Source organism: Coprococcus sp. AF99-45, assembly GCF_027663865.1.
Lineage (GTDB): Bacteria > Bacillota > Clostridia > Lachnospirales > Lachnospiraceae > Allocoprococcus > Allocoprococcus comes.
In genome coordinates this window covers 46994-66756 of sequence record NZ_JAQDGZ010000013.1, presented here as the reverse complement: position 1 = coordinate 66756, position 19763 = coordinate 46994, and the positions used below count along the sequence as shown (strand labels likewise).

At 43.9% G+C, this 19763-nt stretch carries 18 protein-coding genes and 1 other annotated feature; all 18 genes read left to right on the top strand.

Annotation, left to right across the window (positions count from 1 at the left end; genetic code table 11):
* A complete protein-coding gene (gene ftsE, locus PGR14_RS10510; RefSeq protein WP_008372900.1) occupies positions 1–687 on the top strand; it encodes a cell division ATP-binding protein FtsE in 687 nt (228 codons plus the stop codon).
* Positions 677–1585 (top strand): permease-like cell division protein FtsX, encoded by a 909-nt coding sequence (gene ftsX, locus PGR14_RS10505; protein ID WP_008372902.1) that lies wholly within the window; start codon positions 677–679, stop codon positions 1583–1585. The genes ftsE and ftsX overlap by 11 nt, the downstream gene beginning before the upstream one ends.
* 26 nt (positions 1586–1611) lie before the next feature.
* Positions 1612–2793, top strand: coding sequence for a murein hydrolase activator EnvC family protein (locus PGR14_RS10500; protein WP_055156361.1), 1182 nt, complete (start codon positions 1612–1614; stop codon positions 2791–2793).
* A gap of 29 nt (positions 2794–2822) precedes the next feature.
* The gene (locus PGR14_RS10495) at positions 2823–4031 is read left to right on the top strand and encodes a S41 family peptidase (protein WP_438265875.1); all 1209 of its coding nucleotides are present in this window, start codon (positions 2823–2825) and stop codon (positions 4029–4031) included.
* A 146-nt stretch (positions 4032–4177) separates the two neighbouring features.
* Positions 4178–5104, top strand: coding sequence for an orotidine-5'-phosphate decarboxylase (gene pyrF, locus PGR14_RS10490; protein ID WP_008372910.1), 927 nt, complete (start codon positions 4178–4180; stop codon positions 5102–5104).
* Between the two features lie 71 nt (positions 5105–5175).
* Positions 5176–5961 (top strand): dihydroorotate dehydrogenase electron transfer subunit, encoded by a 786-nt coding sequence (locus PGR14_RS10485; RefSeq protein WP_022220989.1) that lies wholly within the window; start codon positions 5176–5178, stop codon positions 5959–5961.
* Positions 5961–6863, top strand: a complete 903-nt coding sequence (locus PGR14_RS10480) for a dihydroorotate dehydrogenase (RefSeq protein ID WP_008372915.1) — start codon at positions 5961–5963, stop codon at positions 6861–6863. The genes PGR14_RS10485 and PGR14_RS10480 overlap by 1 nt, the downstream gene beginning before the upstream one ends.
* A 30-nt stretch (positions 6864–6893) precedes the next feature.
* Positions 6894–7574, top strand: coding sequence for an orotate phosphoribosyltransferase (gene pyrE, locus PGR14_RS10475; RefSeq protein WP_008372917.1), 681 nt, complete (start codon positions 6894–6896; stop codon positions 7572–7574).
* Positions 7575–7586: 12 nt separating this feature from the next.
* Positions 7587–7739 carry a hypothetical protein gene (locus tag PGR14_RS10470; RefSeq protein WP_008372918.1) on the top strand — a complete coding sequence of 51 codons (153 nt, stop codon included), beginning with the start codon at positions 7587–7589 and terminating at the stop codon, positions 7737–7739.
* A 15-nt stretch (positions 7740–7754) separates the two neighbouring features.
* Complete coding sequence (locus PGR14_RS10465; protein ID WP_055156365.1) at positions 7755–8219, top strand: VanZ family protein; 465 nt, start codon at positions 7755–7757, stop codon at positions 8217–8219.
* The gene (locus PGR14_RS10460; protein ID WP_055156367.1) at positions 8200–8562 is read left to right on the top strand and encodes a DUF6142 family protein; all 363 of its coding nucleotides are present in this window, start codon (positions 8200–8202) and stop codon (positions 8560–8562) included. Before PGR14_RS10465 ends, PGR14_RS10460 begins: the two co-directional genes overlap by 20 nt.
* Complete coding sequence (locus PGR14_RS10455; RefSeq protein ID WP_055261105.1) at positions 8563–10599, top strand: aminopeptidase; 2037 nt, start codon at positions 8563–8565, stop codon at positions 10597–10599.
* Between the two features lie 153 nt (positions 10600–10752).
* Positions 10753–11265 carry a 5-(carboxyamino)imidazole ribonucleotide mutase gene (gene purE / locus PGR14_RS10450; protein WP_008372927.1) on the top strand — a complete coding sequence of 171 codons (513 nt, stop codon included), beginning with the start codon at positions 10753–10755 and terminating at the stop codon, positions 11263–11265.
* Between the two features lie 43 nt (positions 11266–11308).
* Positions 11309–12334, top strand: a complete 1026-nt coding sequence (gene purM / locus PGR14_RS10445) for a phosphoribosylformylglycinamidine cyclo-ligase (RefSeq protein ID WP_055156423.1) — start codon at positions 11309–11311, stop codon at positions 12332–12334.
* Positions 12328–12954 carry a phosphoribosylglycinamide formyltransferase gene (gene purN, locus PGR14_RS10440; RefSeq protein ID WP_270223352.1) on the top strand — a complete coding sequence of 209 codons (627 nt, stop codon included), beginning with the start codon at positions 12328–12330 and terminating at the stop codon, positions 12952–12954. The genes purM and purN overlap by 7 nt, the downstream gene beginning before the upstream one ends.
* A gap of 16 nt (positions 12955–12970) precedes the next feature.
* Positions 12971–14242, top strand: coding sequence for a phosphoribosylamine--glycine ligase (gene purD, locus PGR14_RS10435; RefSeq protein ID WP_022220987.1), 1272 nt, complete (start codon positions 12971–12973; stop codon positions 14240–14242).
* A 144-nt stretch (positions 14243–14386) separates the two neighbouring features.
* Positions 14387–14618: a binding site (T-box leader), on the top strand.
* Positions 14619–14690: 72 nt separating this feature from the next.
* Positions 14691–17345 carry a valine--tRNA ligase gene (locus tag PGR14_RS10430; protein ID WP_055156372.1) on the top strand — a complete coding sequence of 885 codons (2655 nt, stop codon included), beginning with the start codon at positions 14691–14693 and terminating at the stop codon, positions 17343–17345.
* Positions 17346–17527: 182 nt separating this feature from the next.
* The gene (locus PGR14_RS10425) at positions 17528–19735 is read left to right on the top strand and encodes an LTA synthase family protein (RefSeq protein ID WP_008372942.1); all 2208 of its coding nucleotides are present in this window, start codon (positions 17528–17530) and stop codon (positions 19733–19735) included.
* The last annotated feature ends 28 nt before the right edge of the window (positions 19736–19763 follow it).

Below are 19763 nucleotides of genomic sequence, written 5' to 3'. Positions count from 1 at the left end.
ATGATAGAACTTAAAGAAGTTACCAAGGAATACTCGAAGGGTATTGCTGCACTCAATGGTATCAACCTTCGGATCGAACAGGGAGAGTTCGTATTCGTAGTTGGAGACAGCGGTTCCGGAAAGTCTACGTTGATACGTCTTCTGATGAAGGAGATCGAACCAACGTCAGGTACGATTATTGTCAACGGTCAGAATCTGAATCGTATGAAACATCGCCAGATTCCGCAGTACAGAAGAGGAATCGGCGTTGTATTCCAGGATTTCAGACTTCTGAAAGACCGCAATATTTATGAGAATATTGCATTTGCACAGCGGGTTACAGAAAAATCAACCCGTGTCATCAAAAAGAAAGTGCCGGCGGCTCTGTCACTTGTCGGACTGGCACAGAAGTACAAAGCGTTCCCGAAGGAATTGTCCGGTGGGGAACAGCAGAGAGTTGCAATTGCCAGAGCTGTTGTAAATGAGCCTGCCATTTTGCTGGCTGACGAACCGACAGGAAATCTGGATCCAACCAACTCATGGGAGATCATGAAACTTCTTGAAGAAGCAAACGAGAGAGGAACTACAGTTCTGGTAGTTACTCACAACCAGGAAATTGTAAACGAGATGAAAAAGCGCGTTATTACGATGAAGAAGGGTGTCATTGTCAGCGACGAACAAGAAGGTGGGTATAAGCATGAGGATTAGTACAGTTGGATACTCCGCGAAACAGGGAGTTAAGAATATTGGAAGAAATAAGATGTTTTCACTGGCATCTGTTGCAACTATGGCTGCATGTATCTTTGTGTTCGGACTGTTTTTCTCAATTATTATGAACTTCCAGTATATTGTACACAAAGCAGAAGAAGGCGTGGCAATCACTGTATTTTTTAATGATGATGCAACGCAGGAGCAGATTGATAATATTGGCGCACAGCTTAAAAAGCAGGATGGTGTAAAAGAGATCAAGTATGTGTCTGCGGACGAAGCATGGGAGACATTTAAAGATCAGTATTTTGGCGAATCAAGTGACCTTGCAGAAGGATTTAAAAATGATAATCCTCTGGCAGGATCTGACAACTATGAAGTATATATGACAGATGTGGCTTCACAGAAGAAGCTGGTTTCCTTTGCGGAAAGCCTTGACGGGGTTCGCAAGGTTAACAAATCAGATACCGTAGCCAATACACTGAACAGCGTGAACAAGCTGGTATGGTATGTATCGGTTGTTATCATCGCGATTCTTCTGGCAGTATCCATTTTCCTGATCAGCAATACGGTCACAATGGGTATTACTGTCCGAAGGGAAGAGATTGCAATCATGAAATATATCGGTGCGAAGGATGGTTTTGTACGGGCACCGTTTATCATTGAAGGTATCCTGATCGGTCTTGTCGGTGCGGCGATTCCGCTTGGTATCCTTTATGTACTTTATAATAGAGCAATTACTTATATTCTTACAAAATTCAGTCTGCTGAATAATATTCTGGATTTCCTTCCGGTGGGGCAGGTATACAAGACACTGCTTCCGGTCGGACTTTTACTGGGAATCGGAATTGGTTTTGTGGGAAGTTTCTTTACGATTAGAAAGCACTTAAGAGTCTAGTCGCATAATATTTAAGGGAGACGAATATGATAAGAGGGAAAAAGATACTTGGGGCGTTACTGGCGTTTACGCTTTGCTTCAGTATGGTAATTCCGGCACAGGCTGATGATATTTCGGATGCGAAAAAGAAGCAGCAGGAGCTGGAACAGCAGAAGAATACGGCTGAGGCGGAGAAGTCGGAACTTTCTTCGGAACTGGATTCCATTGTATCAAAGATGGAGAAGACACAGTCAGATCTGACTGCAAAAGAGACTGAGATCAATGATGCAGAGACAGAGCTGGTAACTGCGAAAGCCAACGAAGATGACCAGTACCAGACGATGAAGCTGCGTATCAAGTATATGTATGAGAACGGGAGCAATGAATTCCTGGAGATCCTGATGGAAGCTAACAGTATTGCAGATCTGCTGAACAAAGCAGAATACATCAATAAGATTTCCAAATGCGACCGTGAACTTCTTGTAGAATACGAAGATACAAGAAAAGATGTCGAGAACAGAGAAAATGCACTTAAAAAAGAGTATGCAGAGCTGGAAAGCCTGCAGGATGAACTTGCGGGAGAACAGGCAAATGTAGAAAAGCTTCTTGCTGATAAAAATATTCAGATCGATAACCTGACATCTGAGATCAGCAGTAATGCTGACAAGCTGAAGCAGCTGATTGCAGCAGCTGAGGCGGCAGAAGCCCGCAGAAAAGAAGCAGAAGCAACGGCAGCTGCTCAGGCTGCACAGGCAGCGGCGGCAGCTCAGGCATCAGCTTCGTCAGGCACAAGCAGTTCAGGCGGCTCAGGCAATACAAGCAGCAATGCAAGTGCATCGGGAACCGGATCACTTACACATCCGGTACCGGGAGCAGCGATTACCAGTGGCTTTGGCGGACGTGTGGCACCGACTGCAGGTGCAACAACCGGTCATGACGGAATCGATTATGGTGCAGGATACGGAGCAGCAGTTTATGCGGCTGATTCCGGTACCGTTATTACCGCACAGTACAACAGTGCACGTGGAAATTACATCGTAATCAATCACGGTAATGGAATGCAGACATGGTATCAGCATCTGAGTTCGATGAATGTTACCGTGGGACAGACGGTGGCAAGAGGTCAGGTGATCGGAAATGTCGGTACGACCGGAATTTCCACAGGACCACATCTTCACTTTGAAGTTCATGTAGGTGGTGTACCGGTCAATCCACTGAACTATCTGTAAGATAATACATAACAGGTATGAAAGAGTAAATGATGGAAAATAATAAAAAGAATTTTTGGAAGGGGGCGCTTGCAGGCGCCCTCGCCATGTTTATGGTAGGTGCTGCGGCACTTGGAATTATGAATGTTGCAGGTGTAGACCTTGGAACCAGTCAGGAAAAGGTTGTAAATGCGCAGGAAGAGAAAAAACTGAATAAACTGAAAAAGCTGATTGATGAAAATTATCTTTATACAGATGATTTGAAAGAAGAAGATCTGGAGAACGGACTTTACAGTGGATACATTAATGCACTGGGAGATCCATATTCCGTATACTATGATGAAGAACAGACTAAATCCCTGCAGGAATCAACTTCGGGAGAGTATTCGGGAATCGGAGTTGTTTTTTCACAGAATCAGGAAACTAAGGTGATCACTGCAGTTCAGGTTTATGAGAACAGCCCGGCGAATGAAGCAGGTATCAAGGTAAATGATATTCTGTATAAGGTTGGAGATAAGGATGTAAGTGGAACGGATCTTTCCGATGTTGTACAGCTGATCCGCGGTGTAGAGAATACGACTGTTGATATCACAGTCCTGCGTGGGGATGATGCGAAGGAAGTGACAATGACGGTTACCCGGAGAAAAATCCAGGTGGAGACAGTTAAGTCTGAAATGAAGGATGACCAGATCGGTTATATCCGGGTTACGGAATTTGACAGTGTGACCTATGACCAGTTCAAGAGTGCACTCGGCAGTCTGGAGGACCAGGGGATGAAAGGACTTGTGGTTGATCTTCGGGCGAATCCGGGAGGCAATCTTGCGACAGTCACACAGATGCTGGATCTGTTACTGCCAAAAGGTACGATCGTGTCAACAAAAGACAAGAGTGGTCACGAAGAGGTGATCTCATCGGATGATGAACACCAGTTTACGAAGCCGATGTCGGTTGTTGTTGACGGCAACAGTGCAAGTGCTTCCGAGATTTTTGCCGGAGCGATCCAGGACTACGGACTTGGATCGATCGTCGGAACCACAACTTACGGAAAAGGAATCGTTCAGCAGATTTTTGATCTTGGAGACGGAACCTGTGTGAAGCTGACAATGGCTGAGTACTATACTCCGAATGGAAGAAATATTCACAAAAAAGGAATTACGCCGGACGTAGAAGTTGAATATCAGCAGGATGAGAATAATCCGAATGCAGATAATCAGCTTGATGCAGCATTGGAACAGGTGAGAAATAAAATCAATCAATAACAGAAATCCGGAGGGAATGCCGAAAACGGCATTCCCTTTTAGTTTTTAATATGATATCATAAGTAAAGAATATTTTTTTTCAGGTAACAAAAGGACAATACTTTCTGTTACAGCAAAAATATAAATAGAAAACTGGAGGGAATAAGATGATTAACAAATTAGTCGCTAACATTAAAAAAACAGGAGCACCTATCGTTGTCGGACTGGATCCGATGCTTTCCTATGTACCAGAGCAGGTACAGAAAAAGGCATTTGCAGAGTATGGAGAGACTTTGGAAGGAGCAGCAGAAGCTATCTGGCAGTTCAACAAAGAGATCGTGGATAAGACTTATGATCTGATCCCGGCAGTTAAACCGCAGATCGCTATGTACGAACAGTTCGGAATTCCGGGACTTCAGGCATTCAAGAAGACGGTAGACTACTGTAAAGAAAAGGGACTTGTTGTTATCGGAGATATCAAGAGAGGTGATATCGGTTCTACTTCAGCAGCATATGCTGTTGGACATCTTGGAAGAGTTCAGGTAGGAAGCAAATCCTATGTACCGTTCGATGAAGATTTCGCTACTGTGAATCCGTATCTTGGATCTGACGGAGTAAAGCCATTTATCGAAGTATGTAAAGAAGAGAAGAAAGGTCTTTTTATCCTTGTTAAGACATCCAATCCATCCAGTGGAGAATTCCAGGATCGGCTGATCGATGGCCGTCCGCTTTACGAACTGGTAGGAGAAAAGGTTGCCGAGTGGGGAGCAGACTGCATGGGTGATGATTATAGCTACATCGGAGCAGTTGTGGGAGCTACTTATCCGGAGATGGGAAAAGTCCTTCGTAAAGTAATGCCGAAATCCTACATTCTGGTTCCGGGATACGGTGCACAAGGTGGAAAAGGAAAAGATCTGGTTCATTTCTTCAATGAAGATGGACTTGGAGCAATCGTAAACTCATCCAGAGGAATCATTGCAGCATATAAGCAGGAAGCTTATGCAAAATACGGTGCAGAGAACTTTGGAGATGCATCCCGTGCAGCAGTAGAAGCCATGGTAGCAGATATCAAAGGCGCGCTTGAGAACAGATAAGAGAAAAGAATGAGCCGGTGTGACAGAAGCTTCTGACATACCGGCAAATCCGGATTATAGGAGAATAGAAGATGACTACAAAGAAAAAAGAACAGGCAAAGGTTGTATCGCAGGAGCAGCTTGCAGATGGAATCTTCAGTATGTGGATCCAGACAGAAGCAGCAGGGAGTGCAAGACCGGGGCAGTTTATTTCCATGTATACCAATGATGGAAGCAAGCTTCTTCCACGCCCGATCAGTATCTGTGAGATCGATAAAGAAGGTGGAAAACTTCGTGTGGTTTACCGTGTAACAGGGGAAAAAACCGGAACAGAAGAATTTTCACAGATGAAGGCAGGAGATACCATTCCGGTGATCGGACCACTTGGTAATGGATTCCCATTTGAGAAGGCCGAAGGAAAGAAGGTATTTCTGATGGGAGGAGGAATCGGTGTGCCGCCGATCCTGGAGCTTGCAAAACAGATGGAATGTGAGAAAAAGCAGATTGTGGTTGGATACCGTGATGCACATACCTTCCTGAAAGAAGAATTTGAACAGGCAGGAGAGCTTTATATTTCAACCGAAGATGGCAGTGTCGGAACAAAAGGAAATGTCATGGATGCAATCCGTGAGAATGCGCTGGAAGCAGATATGATCTATGCCTGTGGACCAACTCCGATGCTCCGTGCGATCAAACAGTATGCAGAAACAAACGGAATCGAATGCTATATTTCTCTGGAAGAGAGAATGGCATGTGGAATCGGTGCCTGTCTTGCGTGCGTGTGCAAGTCAAAGGAAAAGGATGCGCACAGCAATGTGCACAACAAACGTATCTGTAAAGACGGACCGGTATTTCTTTCTACGGAGGTGGAAATCTAATGGATATGCGTGTAAATATTGCCGGAGTAGAATGGAAGAATCCGGTAACAGTGGCATCAGGAACCTTCGGATCAGGAGAAGAGTTTTCTGAATTTGTAGATCTGAACAAGCTTGGAGCTGTGACAACAAAAGGTGTGGCAAATGTACCGTGGCCGGGCAATCCGACTCCGCGTGTAGCCGAGGTTTACGGCGGAATGATGAACGCCATAGGACTTCAGAATCCGGGAATCGATCTGTTCTGTAAAAGAGATATTCCGTATCTGAAAAATTATGATACCAAGATCATTGTGAATGTCTGCGGACATGCACCGGAAGAGTATCTTGAAGTGGTAGAACGCCTTGCGGATGAACCGATCGATATGATGGAAATCAACATTTCCTGCCCGAATGTCAATGCAGGATTCCTTGCTTTCGGACAGGATGCAAAGCATGTAGAAGAGCTGACCGGACAGATCAAGAAGATCGCAAAGCAGCCGATTATCATGAAGTTGACACCGAATGTAACCGATATTACTGAGATAGCAAAAGCGGCAGAAGCAGGCGGTGCGGACGCAGTTTCCCTGATCAATACACTGACCGGTATGAAGATTGATATCAATCGCAAGACATTTGCAGTGGCAAATAAGACCGGAGGTGTATCAGGACCGATCGTCAAACCGATCGCTGTCCGCATGGTATATCAGGTAGCACAGGCAGTGAATATCCCGATCATCGGGATGGGCGGTATTTCCTGCGCAGAAGATGCGATCGAGTTCCTTCTTGCAGGAGCAAGTGCCGTATCCGTAGGAACAGCCAACTTTCACAATCCGGCAGTGACGATGGAAGTGATCGATGGAATTGAAGCCTACATGAAGAAGAATGGCTTTGAGTCTGTGAAAGATATGGTTGGAATTGTAAAATAAAGAACAGATAAGAGATGGAGGATAAATAAAATGGAAAGCTACAAACAGGAATTTATTGATTTTATGGTAGAAAGCCACGTGCTTAAATTTGGAGAATTTACACTGAAAAGCGGAAGAAAGTCCCCGTTCTTCATGAATGCAGGAGCTTATGTGACAGGATCACAGCTCAAAAGACTCGGTGAATATTACGCAAAAGCAATCCATGACAAATACGGGGATGATTTTGATGTATTATTCGGACCTGCTTACAAAGGAATCCCGCTTGGAGTTGTAACCGCGATCGCTTACAGTGAATTATACGGAAAAGAGATCCGTTACTGCTCAGACCGTAAAGAAGAAAAAGATCACGGAGCAGATAAGGGAAGCTTCCTCGGAAGCAAGCTTCAGGACGGAGACCGCGTGGTTATGATCGAAGATGTTACCACATCCGGCAAATCCATGGAAGAGACTGTACCGAAGGTAAGAGGAGCCGCTGATGTAACAATTGTTGGACTGATGGTATCACTTGACCGTATGGAAGTAGGAAAAGGCGGTGTGAAATGCGCACTCGATGAAGTAAAGGATCTTTACGGATTTGAAACTAATGCAATCGTAACCATGAAGGATGTAGTAGAGCATCTGTACAATAAACCATGCAATGGTGAAATTGTTATCGATGACAAGATCAAGGCTGCAATCGACGCATACTATGAGCAGTATGGTGCAAAATAAGGAGGAGTTACAGTGACAGAAAAGACATATAAGGTGATGGGACTTGCCGGCGGTGCCAATATTGCGATCGGAATTATTTCTATTGTTGTTGGTGTGACAACCGGGATCATTTTGCTTGTCAGCGGTGGAAAGCTGCTTGGTGCGAAAAAGGGACTGACATTTTAGGAAGGGCGCTTTAAGTTGAAAGCAAAGAACAGAAAAAGACTTCGGGTTCTTGGGAAGATTTTATTTGTCCTGTATATTGGATTTTTATTTTACTTTCTGATTTTTTCTGACTGGTATGGACGGGAAGGAACCGGGGAATATCATTATAACCTGGTTCTTTTCTGTGAAATAAAAAGATTTTGGCTGTATCGAGATGTTTTAGGATGGGTATCTTATGCAAATCTGTTCGGAAATGTCCTGATTTTCATACCATTTGGATTTTTTATGCCGATGGCAAGCCGGTATCGCAGCTTTTTTCTTACCCTTTTCTACAGTTTTGGAGTGAGCTTCTTTGTGGAGTGCTTTCAGCTGGTAACAAGAGTGGGGAGTTTTGATGTGGATGATATGCTGCTCAACACCTTTGGCGGTGTGATCGGGTATATCGTCTTCGCGATTTGTAATATGATAAGGAGATGGCACGATGCGAAGCAGGAGAGATAAAAAAAGAGCACGCGAAAGAGATCGAAATAAAAGAAGCCGGAAGTATGGTCAGATAAAAAGAAAGCATTCCCGCAAGGGAATCTGGTCCTGTGTGATGGCAGTACTTGTTACGGCAGTGATAGCGGGATTGATTGTAATGGCATTTATGAATAAAGGGAAATCAGCAGCAATGGTAGGAAGCTTTGGGGTTTTCGATATGATTCTTGCCTGCATCGGTATTGTAACGGGTGTAAAAGGATTTAAAGAAAGAGATAAAAATTATCTGACCTGCAAGATCGGAATTGTTGTAAACGGATTTATTTTACTTGCCCTGATCTTAGTATTTATAAGAGGATGTGTATAAATGGAAGAAAGATATAATCTGGCAATTGACAGAATGAAAGCAATAATAGAAGAAAAAACAGTAGCAGAGCCATATCGGGAGTATTTCCAGCATGTGGCTCGGTTTATTTTAAAGCTTGATGAGCTGAAACAGAATGTGGAAAGCGGAAAGCAGAAAGAGATGTCAGAAGAAGAGCTGCAGGAAGAGATGAAGGATCTTTATGCAGACGAACTGGAAGCAAACTATGAGAAATCTTATGCAAATCCGGCTTATGCGGTTTTGGTGCTGGGAGGAGAACTGGGAAGCTTTTTGTCTGCGGTTTACACCGAGATCCGCGGAGGCATTTCTTATGTTCAGGAACAGCGTATGGAGTATGTTGTGATCGGAGCAGAGCTTTTGATTGAAATCTACAACAAATTTGAAGAAGAAAAGCAGCCGCAGCCGGAAAGCCTGAAGGAAATCTTTTACTGGTATGCAAGTGATTACTGTGATGTATTTGCGGCAGACCGCATCAAAGACCAGATCGATCCGGAAAGAGGATGCTTCATTGTGAATATGATCATGAATGAAGATCTTTCCGATCTGCGTTATCTCTACCGTATGGGAGAATATGTGGGGGTAAATGAAAGAGAGACAGCCGCATACTTAAATTCACTTTCACAGGAGAAGATTGATAAGATGGCAGATACCTTCAGTGAAGGATACAGGATTGGTTTTGTAAATACCGGAAAAGACCTGTCAAAAAAATCTGTAGTCAACATTTACTATGCAATGGGATTTGAACGGATCGTAAAAAAAGCCATTGAGAATTTTGCCAAAATGGGTTTAAAGCCGAGTATTTTCCGAACAAGTCACAGCGTGATCACAAGAGGACGTAACAGCCAGATCGGATTTTTCAATATTTCCGGCAACAAGCAGTATGTCTATGACCACAGAGATGATATCGGGCTTGTGATGGATAAACAGTATGTAGAGCGAAAGCTGGAAGTGATGCGTACCACTTACGAGCAGAATAAAGAGATTGCAGCAGGCTATGCAGGACCGGCAGTGATCGACATTTTCGGAGAAAAGACTTTTGTTCCGCAGGCTAAACCAGAGGCAGTTAAATTAAGCGAAAAGCAGGAAGAACTTCTGGTTGCGATGAATGGAAGAGCCGGACGTCTGACCAATGAATATCTTCCGGGAGATGAGAGAAGCTTTACGATCATTTCCTGGCCGGTTCCGGAAATCGGAGAGCAGTATCATGAGATCTTTGATGAAACGATCAAGATCAATACTCTGGATTACAAGCTTTACCAGAAGGTGCAGCAGACAATGATCGATGCACTGGATAAAGGAGAGTATGTAAAAGTAACAGGCTCAGGCGAAAACCAGACGGATCTGAAAGTGATGCTTCATCCGCTTGCCGATCCGGCAAAAGAGACGATCTTTGAAAACTGTGTTGCCGATGTCAATATCCCGGTAGGTGAGGTGTTCACTTCCCCGGTACTGGAAGGAACAGAAGGTACCCTTTTTGTGAGCAAGGTATTTCTTCACGGACTTCCGTATTACAATCTGAAGATCAGTTTTAAAGAAGGAAAGATCACAGAGTATACCTGCACCAATTTTGATTCAGAAGAAGAAAATAAAAAATATATTTTCGATAACATTCTGCACAATCATCAGACACTTCCGATCGGCGAGTTTGCGATCGGAACCAATACCACAGCTTATGCGGTTGCGAAGAAATATGATATTGCAGATAAATATACGATTCTGATCGCTGAAAAGACGGGACCGCATTTTGCAGTAGGGGATACCTGCTACAGCTGGGCAGAGGATGTAAAGGTTTACAATCCGGATGGAAAAGAGATTATTGCAAGAGACAACAGCATATCGATCTTGAGAAAAGAGGATCCGTCGAAAGCATATTTCCAGTGCCATACCGATATCACCATCCCTTATGATGAGCTGGGAAGCATTGTTGTAGTGGCGAAAGACGGAACAGAGACAGAAATTATCCGTGATGGACGGTTTGTTCTTCCGGGAACAGAGATCCTCAATGAACCTCTGAATTAGTATTAGTTATGGATTTTCAATAATACCAATAAGTAAAATTAAATAATGGTCAGATAAGTAACGGTTGACATACCGCAACAGACTTAGTAAAATAACTTATAAGTGGTTAGCTATTTATTAAAATACTTATAGATAAAAGAAAAGGAGATCATTATGCCAAAAGTTGGAATCGTAATGGGCAGCGACTCAGATATGAAAGTAATGGGAAAAGCTGCCGACATGCTGGAAAAGTTTGGAATCGATTATGAGATGACGATCATCTCGGCACACCGTGAGCCTGATGTATTCTATGAATATGCGAAGTCTGCAGAAGCAAAAGACTTCAAAGTAATTATTGCAGGTGCAGGTATGGCAGCACATCTTCCAGGAATGTGTGCAGCAATTTTCCCGATGCCGGTTATCGGAATCCCAATGTCAGGGAAGAATCTGGAGGGTGTCGACGCACTCTATTCAATCGTTCAGATGCCGCCTGGAATCCCGGTTGCCACAGTTGCGATCGATGGCGGAGCAAACGCAGCTATTCTGGCTGCAAAGATTCTTGCAACCTCAGATCCTGAGCTTCTTCAGAAATTGAAGGATTACACTGCAGAAATGAAAGAAACCGTCCAGAAAAAAGCAGAAAAGCTTGAAAAAATCGGACACAAAGAATATATCAAGCAGATGTAGGCATACAGATGTCAGTGAAAATACCAGGAGGATATAGAAAATGTTGGATTATAAGACAGCCGGCGTAGATATCGAGGCAGGATATAAATCAGTAGAACTTATGAAAAAGCATGTAAAAGAAACCATGAGACCGGAAGTGTTAGGAGGGCTTGGCGGTTTTGCAGGTGCATTTGATTTAAGTGGAATCAAGAATATGGAAGAACCAGTACTTCTTTCCGGAACAGATGGATGTGGAACAAAGGTGAAGCTTGCATTTGTAATGGACAAGCATGATACGATCGGTATTGATGCTGTTGCCATGTGTGTGAATGATATCGCATGCTCTGGTGGAGAACCGTTATTCTTCCTGGATTATATTGCCTGTGGCAAGAATTACCCGGAAAAGATCGCTACGATCGTAAGCGGTGTGGCAGAGGGCTGTAAGCAGTCAGGATGTGCACTTGTAGGTGGAGAGACAGCAGAACATCCGGGACTGATGCCAGAGAATGATTACGACCTTGCAGGTTTTGCAGTCGGAGTTGTAGATAAGAAAGACATTATCGACGGTTCTGATATTAAGCCAGGTGATGTACTTGTTGCAATGCCGTCTACAGGGGTTCACAGCAATGGATTTTCACTGGTTCGTAAGGTATTCGACATTACAGAAGAATCCTTAAATACATACTATGATGAATTAGGAAAGACACTTGGCGAAGCACTTCTTGCTCCGACCAGAATTTATGTAAAAGCACTGAAGAACGTAAAAGAAGCCGGTGTAAGAGTCAAAGGATGCAGCCATATCACAGGCGGTGGATTCTATGAAAATATTCCGAGAATGCTTCCGGAAGGAATCCGTGCAGTGGTAAAGAAGGACAGCTATGAAATCCCTGCAATCTTCAACCTGATCGCAAAGACTGGCAACATTGCAGAAGAGATGATGTACAATACCTTCAATATGGGTATCGGTATGGTTGTCGCTGTCGATGAAAAGGATGTAGATGCTACAATTAAGGCAATGAAAGAAGCTGGAGATGAAGCATTTGTGGTTGGTTATGTAGAAGCAGGAGAAAAAGGAGTTACTTTATGTTAAGAGTTGCTGTACTTATATCCGGAGGCGGAACCAATCTGCAGGCAATCATTGATGCAGTGGAAAATGGCACGATCACCAATACAGAGCTGGTCGGTGTCATCAGCAATAATAAGAACGCATATGCACTCACAAGAGCCGGGAATCATCAGATCCCGGCACAGTGCGTTTCGCCGAAGGATTTTGAGACAAGAGAAGAGTTTAACAAAGTTTTTCTTGAAAAGGTAGACGAACTGAAACCGGATCTGATCGTTCTGGCGGGATTTTTGGTTGTGATTCCGGAAGAAATGATCAGCAGATACCGAAATAAGATCATCAATATCCATCCATCTCTGATTCCGTCGTTCTGCGGAACGGGATATTATGGACTGAAGGTTCATGAGGCAGCACTTGCCAGAGGGGTAAAGGTGGTTGGAGCAACCGTACATTTTGTAGACGAAGGAACGGATACCGGTCCGATCATTCTCCAGAAGGCTGTTGAAGTAGAAGAAGGCGATACACCGGAGGTTCTGCAGAGACGAGTGATGGAGCAGGCGGAGTGGAAGATCCTTCCACATGCGATCGACCTGATCGCAAATGGAAAAGTAACAGTAAAAGATGGCAGAGTGTCAATTGCCCGTTAGAGAAGGAGGAGCACCAATGAAAGTATTGATCGTAGGCGGTGGCGGAAGAGAACACGCAATTGCATATTGTGTAGCAAAGAGCAGCAAGGTAGAGAAGATGTACTGTGCACCGGGAAATGCCGGGATTGCAGAGCTTGCAGAATGTGTACCGATTGGTGCGATGGAATTTGACAAGCTGGTTACATTTGCAAAGGAAAAAGAGATTGATCTGGCAATCGTAGGAATGGATGATCCGCTGGTTGGCGGCCTTATAGATGAATTTGAAAAAGCCGGGATCCGCGCATTCGGACCAAGAAAAAATGCAGCAATCCTGGAGGGAAGCAAGGCATTTTCAAAAGATCTGATGAAAAAATATGACATCCCGACCGCAGCATATGAGAACTTTGACAATGCAGACGAAGCGCTGGCTTATCTGGAGACAGCCAAATTTCCGATCGTTCTGAAGGCAGATGGTCTGGCACTTGGAAAAGGTGTACTGATCTGTAATACGTTGGAAGAAGCAAAAGCCGGCGTGAAAGAGATCATGCTGGACAAGAAATTCGGTGCATCCGGTAATACCATGGTTGTAGAAGAATTCATGACAGGACGTGAGGTTTCTGTTCTTTCCTTTGTAGATGGAAAGACCATCAAGACTATGACAAGCGCGCAGGATCACAAGAGAGCCAAAGACGGAGACCAGGGATTGAATACCGGTGGTATGGGAACTTTCTCACCGAGTCCTTTCTATACAAAAGAAGTTGACGAATTCTGCCGGAAATATGTGTACCAGAAGACGGTAGATGCAATGGCAGCAGAGGGAAGAGAGTTCAAGGGGATCATCTTCTTCGGACTGATGCTTACCGAAGACGGACCGAAGGTTCTGGAATACAATGCCAGATTCGGAGATCCTGAGGCACAGGTTGTTCTTCCGCGTATGAAAAATGATCTGATCGATGTGATCGAAGCCTGTATCGACGGAACACTGGATCAGGTAGATCTTCAGTTTGAAGACAATGCAGCAGTCTGTGTGGTACTTGCATCTGACGGTTATCCGGTCGCTTATGAAAAAGGACTTCCGATCACAGGTCTTGACGAGTTCAAGAAGCATGAAGGATACTATTGCTTCCATGCCGGAACCAAATTCGATGGAGATCAGATCGTGACAAACGGAGGACGTGTCCTCGGTGTGACAGCCAAAGGAGCAACGCTCAAAGAGGCCCGTGCCAATGCTTACAAAGCAACCGAATGGGTTAAATTTGATAACAAATATATGCGCCACGATATCGGAAAAGCGATTGACGAGGCTTAGGAATTTAGGGCGGGATCTTTCTTATTCAGAGGGATTTCGCCTTTTTTGAGTTAAGTGAAAAATTTAATCTTTAAGAAGTTCTAAAGATTTCATGAACTTCTTGACAAATCGGACTTTGAATACTATGATTATCAATAGTTATGGGAAAAGGCAATGAGAAAGAGGAGTATGCAGACTGGTCCGAAGAAGAGAGAACCGTTCACAGGCTGAGAGACGGTTTACGGGAAGTGGTTGCAGAAGGTAGCTTTGGAGCCGGGTATCTGAAAAAGGGCGAGTAGGATATCACGGGGTGGTTTCCGTTATAGAACTGTGAGAGATACGAGATGGATTTATTTCGTGGAACAAAGGTGGTACCGCGTTTATACACGCCCTTTACATATTGTAAAGGGCTTTTTTTATTCTTTATAGAGAGCAAAAGTGCGCGGTGGACTTATAAGAGGAGGAAACAATGAGTAAGAATCTTGAAAAGACCTACAATCCGAAAGAGATTGAAGCGAAACTTTATGAAAAATGGTGTGAAGAAAAGTATTTTCACGCTGAAGTTGACAGAAGTAAAAAACCATTTACAACGGTAATGCCGCCACCGAATATCACCGGTAAGCTGCATATGGGACATGCTCTCGATAATACGCTTCAGGATATCCTGATCCGTTACAAGAGAATGCAGGGATATAATGCACTGTGGATCCCGGGAACAGACCACGCTGCAATTTCAACAGAAGTAAAGGTTACAAACCAGTTAAAGGCAGAGGGAATTGATAAGAAAGAACTCGGAAGAGAAGGATTCCTTAAGAGAACCTGGCAGTGGAAAGAAGAGTACGCAGGAACCATCGAAGGTCAGCTGAAAAAGCTTGGTGTATCCTGTGACTGGGACAGAGAACGTTTCACCATGGATGAAGGATGCTCGAATGCGGTCAAAGAAGTATTCCTTCGTCTTCACGAAAAAGGATTTATCTACAAAGGTTCCAGAATCATCAACTGGTGTCCGGTATGTAAGACTTCCCTTTCTGACGCAGAAGTTGAGCATGAGGAACAGGCAGGACATTTCTGGCACATCAAGTACCCGATCGTAGGAACAGAACGTTTCCTTGAGATCGCAACTACACGTCCGGAAACTCTGCTTGGAGATACAGCAATCGCCGTACACCCGGACGATGACAGGTACAAAGATATCGTAGGAAAGAATGTCATCCTTCCGTTAGTTGGAAGAGAAATCCCGATCGTGGCAGACGCTTACGTTGATAAAGAATTCGGAACAGGTGCGGTTAAGATCACACCGGCACATGACCCGAATGACTTTGAAGTAGGAAAGAGACATAATCTTCCGGAAATCAACATCCTGAATGATGATGCTACCATCGTAGAAGGATACGGAAGATATTCCGGAATGGATCGCTACGAAGCAAGAAAAGCAATCGTAGAAGATCTGGAAAAAGAAGGATACCTTGTAAGCATCGAAGAACATGTACACAACGTTGGAACACATGACAGATGTAAGACAACCGTTGAACCGATGATTAAACCACAGTGGTTTGTTAAGATGGATGAGCTTGCCAAACCGGCGATCAATGCGATCAAGACCGGCGAATTAAAATTCGTACCGGAACGTTTTGGTAAAATCTACCTGAACTGGCTGGAAAATATCCGTGACTGGTGTATTTCACGTCAGATCTGGTGGGGACACAGAATTCCGGCCTACTATTGTGATGAATGTGGAGAAGTGGTTGTTGCACGTGAGATGCCGGAAAAATGCCCGCATTGCGGATGCACACATCTGACACAGGATGAAGATACACTGGATACCTGGTTCAGTTCAGCACTGTGGCCGTTCTCAACACTTGGATGGCCGGAAGAGACAGAGGACTTCAAGTATTTCTATCCGACAGATGTACTGGTAACCGGTTATGATATTATTTTCTTCTGGGTAATCCGTATGGTATTCTCAGGATATGCACATACTGGAAAAGCACCGTTCCATACTGTTCTGATCCATGGACTGGTAAGGGATTCCCAGGGACGTAAGATGAGTAAATCTCTTGGAAATGGTATCGATCCGCTGGAGGTCATTGATGAGTACGGTGCAGATGCACTCCGTCTGACTCTGATCACAGGAAATGCACCCGGAAATGATATGCGTTTCTACAACGAACGTGTAGAATCCAGCCGTAACTTTGCCAATAAGGTATGGAATGCATCCAGATTTATCATGATGAACATGGAAGATAAGGTAATTTCCAAACCGGATGAGGCAGACTTTGAAGTAACCGATAAATGGATTTTATCCAAGGTAAATACACTTGCAAAAGATGTAACTGAGAACATGGATAAATTTGAACTGGGTATTGCAGTACAGAAAGTATATGACTTTATCTGGGATGAATTCTGTGACTGGTACATCGAGCTTGTAAAATACAGGATCTACCATTCTGATGAAAATTATAAGAGCGCCAATGCAGCACTTTGGACACTGAAGACGGTTCTTGGTAATGCACTGAAGATGTTACATCCATTTATGCCATTTGTAACAGAAGAAATCTACAGCGCACTGGTACCGGAGGAAAAATCTCTGATGATGTCAGACTGGCCGCAGTTTAGCGAAGACTGGTGCTATGCAGACGCTGAAAATATAACAGATCATATGAAAGAAGTTATCCGTGGTGTCAGAAATGCGCGGGCAGAAATGAATGTACCGCCGAGCCGTAAAGCAAAGGTTTATGTAGTATGCGAAGATGAGAAGCTCTGTGAAGGATTCGAAGAGCTGACAACATGCGCATGCCCGCTTATGAGTGCTTCTGAACTTGCTGTCCAGGCTGATAAGGCAGGTATTGCGGATGATGCCGTATCGATCGTAGTACCGGATGCTTCTGTATATGTACCACTGGAAGAGCTGATTGACTTCGAACAGGAAATCGAGCGTCTGACAAAAGAAGAAGAAAAGCTTACAAAAGAAATCAACCGTGCAAAGGGAATGCTTTCAAATGAAAAATTCGTCAGCAAAGCACCACAGGCAAAGGTTGATGAAGAAAAAGCAAAGCTTGAAAAGTATACACAGATGATGGAACAGGTGAAAGAACGTCTGGAGGCTTTAAAGGCAGGAAGATAATCACTGCAGGAAAGTACTAAGGCATATTCTTTTTTAGCCGGATATATCGGCAGATGCAGCATAAACTGCGCCTGCCGGTACAGAAACACGTAAGGGGTTAAAAGACGATGAAGGAAATTCATTTTAAAAAGATTCAGTGGAAAAAACCGGATCTGAAAGGAAAATGGCAGAAGCTGAAGAATATGAAGCCAGGAGATATAAAGGCGCATTTAAAAAAGCAGCATGAGCGAAGACAGCAGATTCTTGAAAAGCGGCGAAACAGCAAATTCGCAAAAAAGATGGCACCGTACTATAAGATAATGAACCGGTTCTCTTTGCCGCTTCAGGCACTGTGGGCTTGTATCATTAACTTTATCATTGAAGCACTGTCCAGACATTCTGCAATTGCAGCTTGGCAGTATATGACAGGAACACCGCTGGTATTTTTGTACAATGCCGGAATGATTTTCGTTACACTTTTAATCGCTTATCTGGTGCGGCGCCGGGTGTTTACACGACTGATCATCAGTGCATTGTGGCTCTTTCTGGGTGTTGTCAACGGAGTGATGCTGGCAAAGCGTGTTACGCCGTTTAATGCACAGGATCTAAAGACATTTACAGAAGGACTGTCACTGTTTACAAACTATTTCTCGGTGGCAGAGCTTGTGATGATGGGAATTGGTGTTCCGGCACTGCTCATCTGGCTGGTTGCCATGTGGAGACGTGCCGGACAGTATGAAGGAAAGATGCACAGGATCCCGATGCTGATTATTGTTGTTGCAGCGTTTTTTGGATATTCTGTACTGACAAATGTTGCTGTAGATAAGAGGATTATTTCTACTTACTTTGGAAATATCGCATTTGCTTATCAGGATTACGGACTTCCGTATTGTTTCTCGGCCAGCCTTTTTAATACAGGTATTTCAGAACCGAATGATTATAACAAAGACACGATCGAGAAGATCACGGATAATAGAGAGATGACAGAGAGCACATCCGACAATGGTGTGAGACCGAATGTCTTGTTTGTACAGCTGGAATCTTTCTTTGATCCTATTGAATATGAGGATCTGCAGATGTCAGAGGATCCGATTCCGAATCTGCGCAAGATGTTTGAAAATTATTCTTCCGGATATTTTAAGGTTCCTTCGGTAGGAGCCGGAACAGCCAATACAGAATTTGAAGTGCTGACAGGTATGAACCTGCGTTATTTCGGACCGGGCGAGTATCCTTATAAGACAAAGCTTAAGAATCAGGTATGTGAAAGTGCAGCAACTGCATTTTCTGCATTCGGTTACGGAACCCATGCGATTCACAACAACGGTGGTAATTTCTACAGCCGTGCGAAGGTATTTAACAATATTGGTTTTGACAGCTTTACAAGTAAAGAGTTTATGAATATTCTCCAGACAACAGAGAATGGATGGTCGAAGGATGATATTCTTCTGACGCACATCAAAGACGCTCTGGACTCTACCGAGCAGGAGGATTTTGTATTTACAGTCAGTGTACAGGGACATGGAAATTATCCGACAGAAAAGGTGATTGAGAACCCGAAGATCACCGTAACAGGAGCACCGACAGAAGAGAAGAACAATGCCTGGGAATACTATGTGAACCAGGTATATGAGATGGATCAGTTTGCCGGTAATCTGGTAAAAATGATGGAAGAACGCGGTGAGCCGACTGTGGTCGTATTCTATGGTGACCATCTGCCGACAATGGGACTGGAAGCAAAGGATATGAAGAACCGTTATCTGTACAATACAAATTATGTGATCTGGGACAATCTTGGACTTCAGAAAGAGGACCGGAACATTCCGTCCTACCAGATCATGGCGGATGTGATGGACCGCCTGGGATTACATTCCGGTACGGTATTCAACTATCACCAGCAGAGACGCCAGACAAAGGATTATCTGAAGGATCTGGAGCTGTTACAGTATGATATTCTGTATGGAGACCAGTATGTATACAATGGTAAGCCGCCGATCACAGAAGGCCATATGCAGATGGGGATCAAGGAGGTTACGCTCACGGATCTTGTAGAAAATCTGGATGAGACCTATAGCCTCTACGGAACAAACTTTACTAAATGGAGCAAGGTTTACATCAATGATGAAAAGCAGGAATCTACTTTCCTCAATAATACAAGGATCGAACTTCCGGACAGTAAGCTGAAGGATGGAGACATCATTACGGTCAGCCAGGTCGGATCAAGCAATACCATCTTCAGGACTTCAAGAGAATATATTTACATGGATGGAAAAATCCTGGAATATACAGATGAAGTAAAAGAACAGAAGAATTCTGCAAAGACGGACGGCGATCAGCAGAAGACAGAAAATGCCGGACAGTCCGGAGAACAGCAGGATCAGAATAATAAAGAAGAAAAGAGCGGGCAGCAGTAGAGTTCCGCTTAAGAAAGACGGGAAAGAT

What these genes read in the sequence shown, in the direction of transcription:
- ftsE (WP_008372900.1), top strand. Translation starts at nt 1, where the DNA reads ATGATAGAACTTAAAGAAGTTACCAAGGAATACTCGAAGGGTATTGCT.
- ftsX (WP_008372902.1), top strand. Translation starts at nt 677, where the DNA reads ATGAGGATTAGTACAGTTGGATACTCCGCGAAACAGGGAGTTAAGAAT.
- PGR14_RS10500 (WP_055156361.1), top strand. Translation starts at nt 1,612, where the DNA reads ATGATAAGAGGGAAAAAGATACTTGGGGCGTTACTGGCGTTTACGCTT.
- PGR14_RS10495 (WP_438265875.1), top strand. Translation starts at nt 2,823, where the DNA reads ATGATGGAAAATAATAAAAAGAATTTTTGGAAGGGGGCGCTTGCAGGC.
- pyrF (WP_008372910.1), top strand. Translation starts at nt 4,178, where the DNA reads ATGATTAACAAATTAGTCGCTAACATTAAAAAAACAGGAGCACCTATC.
- PGR14_RS10485 (WP_022220989.1), top strand. Translation starts at nt 5,176, where the DNA reads ATGACTACAAAGAAAAAAGAACAGGCAAAGGTTGTATCGCAGGAGCAG.
- PGR14_RS10480 (WP_008372915.1), top strand. Translation starts at nt 5,961, where the DNA reads ATGGATATGCGTGTAAATATTGCCGGAGTAGAATGGAAGAATCCGGTA.
- pyrE (WP_008372917.1), top strand. Translation starts at nt 6,894, where the DNA reads ATGGAAAGCTACAAACAGGAATTTATTGATTTTATGGTAGAAAGCCAC.
- PGR14_RS10460 (WP_055156367.1), top strand. Translation starts at nt 8,200, where the DNA reads ATGCGAAGCAGGAGAGATAAAAAAAGAGCACGCGAAAGAGATCGAAAT.
- PGR14_RS10455 (WP_055261105.1), top strand. Translation starts at nt 8,563, where the DNA reads ATGGAAGAAAGATATAATCTGGCAATTGACAGAATGAAAGCAATAATA.
- purE (WP_008372927.1), top strand. Translation starts at nt 10,753, where the DNA reads ATGCCAAAAGTTGGAATCGTAATGGGCAGCGACTCAGATATGAAAGTA.
- purN (WP_270223352.1), top strand. Translation starts at nt 12,328, where the DNA reads ATGTTAAGAGTTGCTGTACTTATATCCGGAGGCGGAACCAATCTGCAG.
- purD (WP_022220987.1), top strand. Translation starts at nt 12,971, where the DNA reads ATGAAAGTATTGATCGTAGGCGGTGGCGGAAGAGAACACGCAATTGCA.
- PGR14_RS10430 (WP_055156372.1), top strand. Translation starts at nt 14,691, where the DNA reads ATGAGTAAGAATCTTGAAAAGACCTACAATCCGAAAGAGATTGAAGCG.
- PGR14_RS10425 (WP_008372942.1), top strand. Translation starts at nt 17,528, where the DNA reads ATGAAGCCAGGAGATATAAAGGCGCATTTAAAAAAGCAGCATGAGCGA.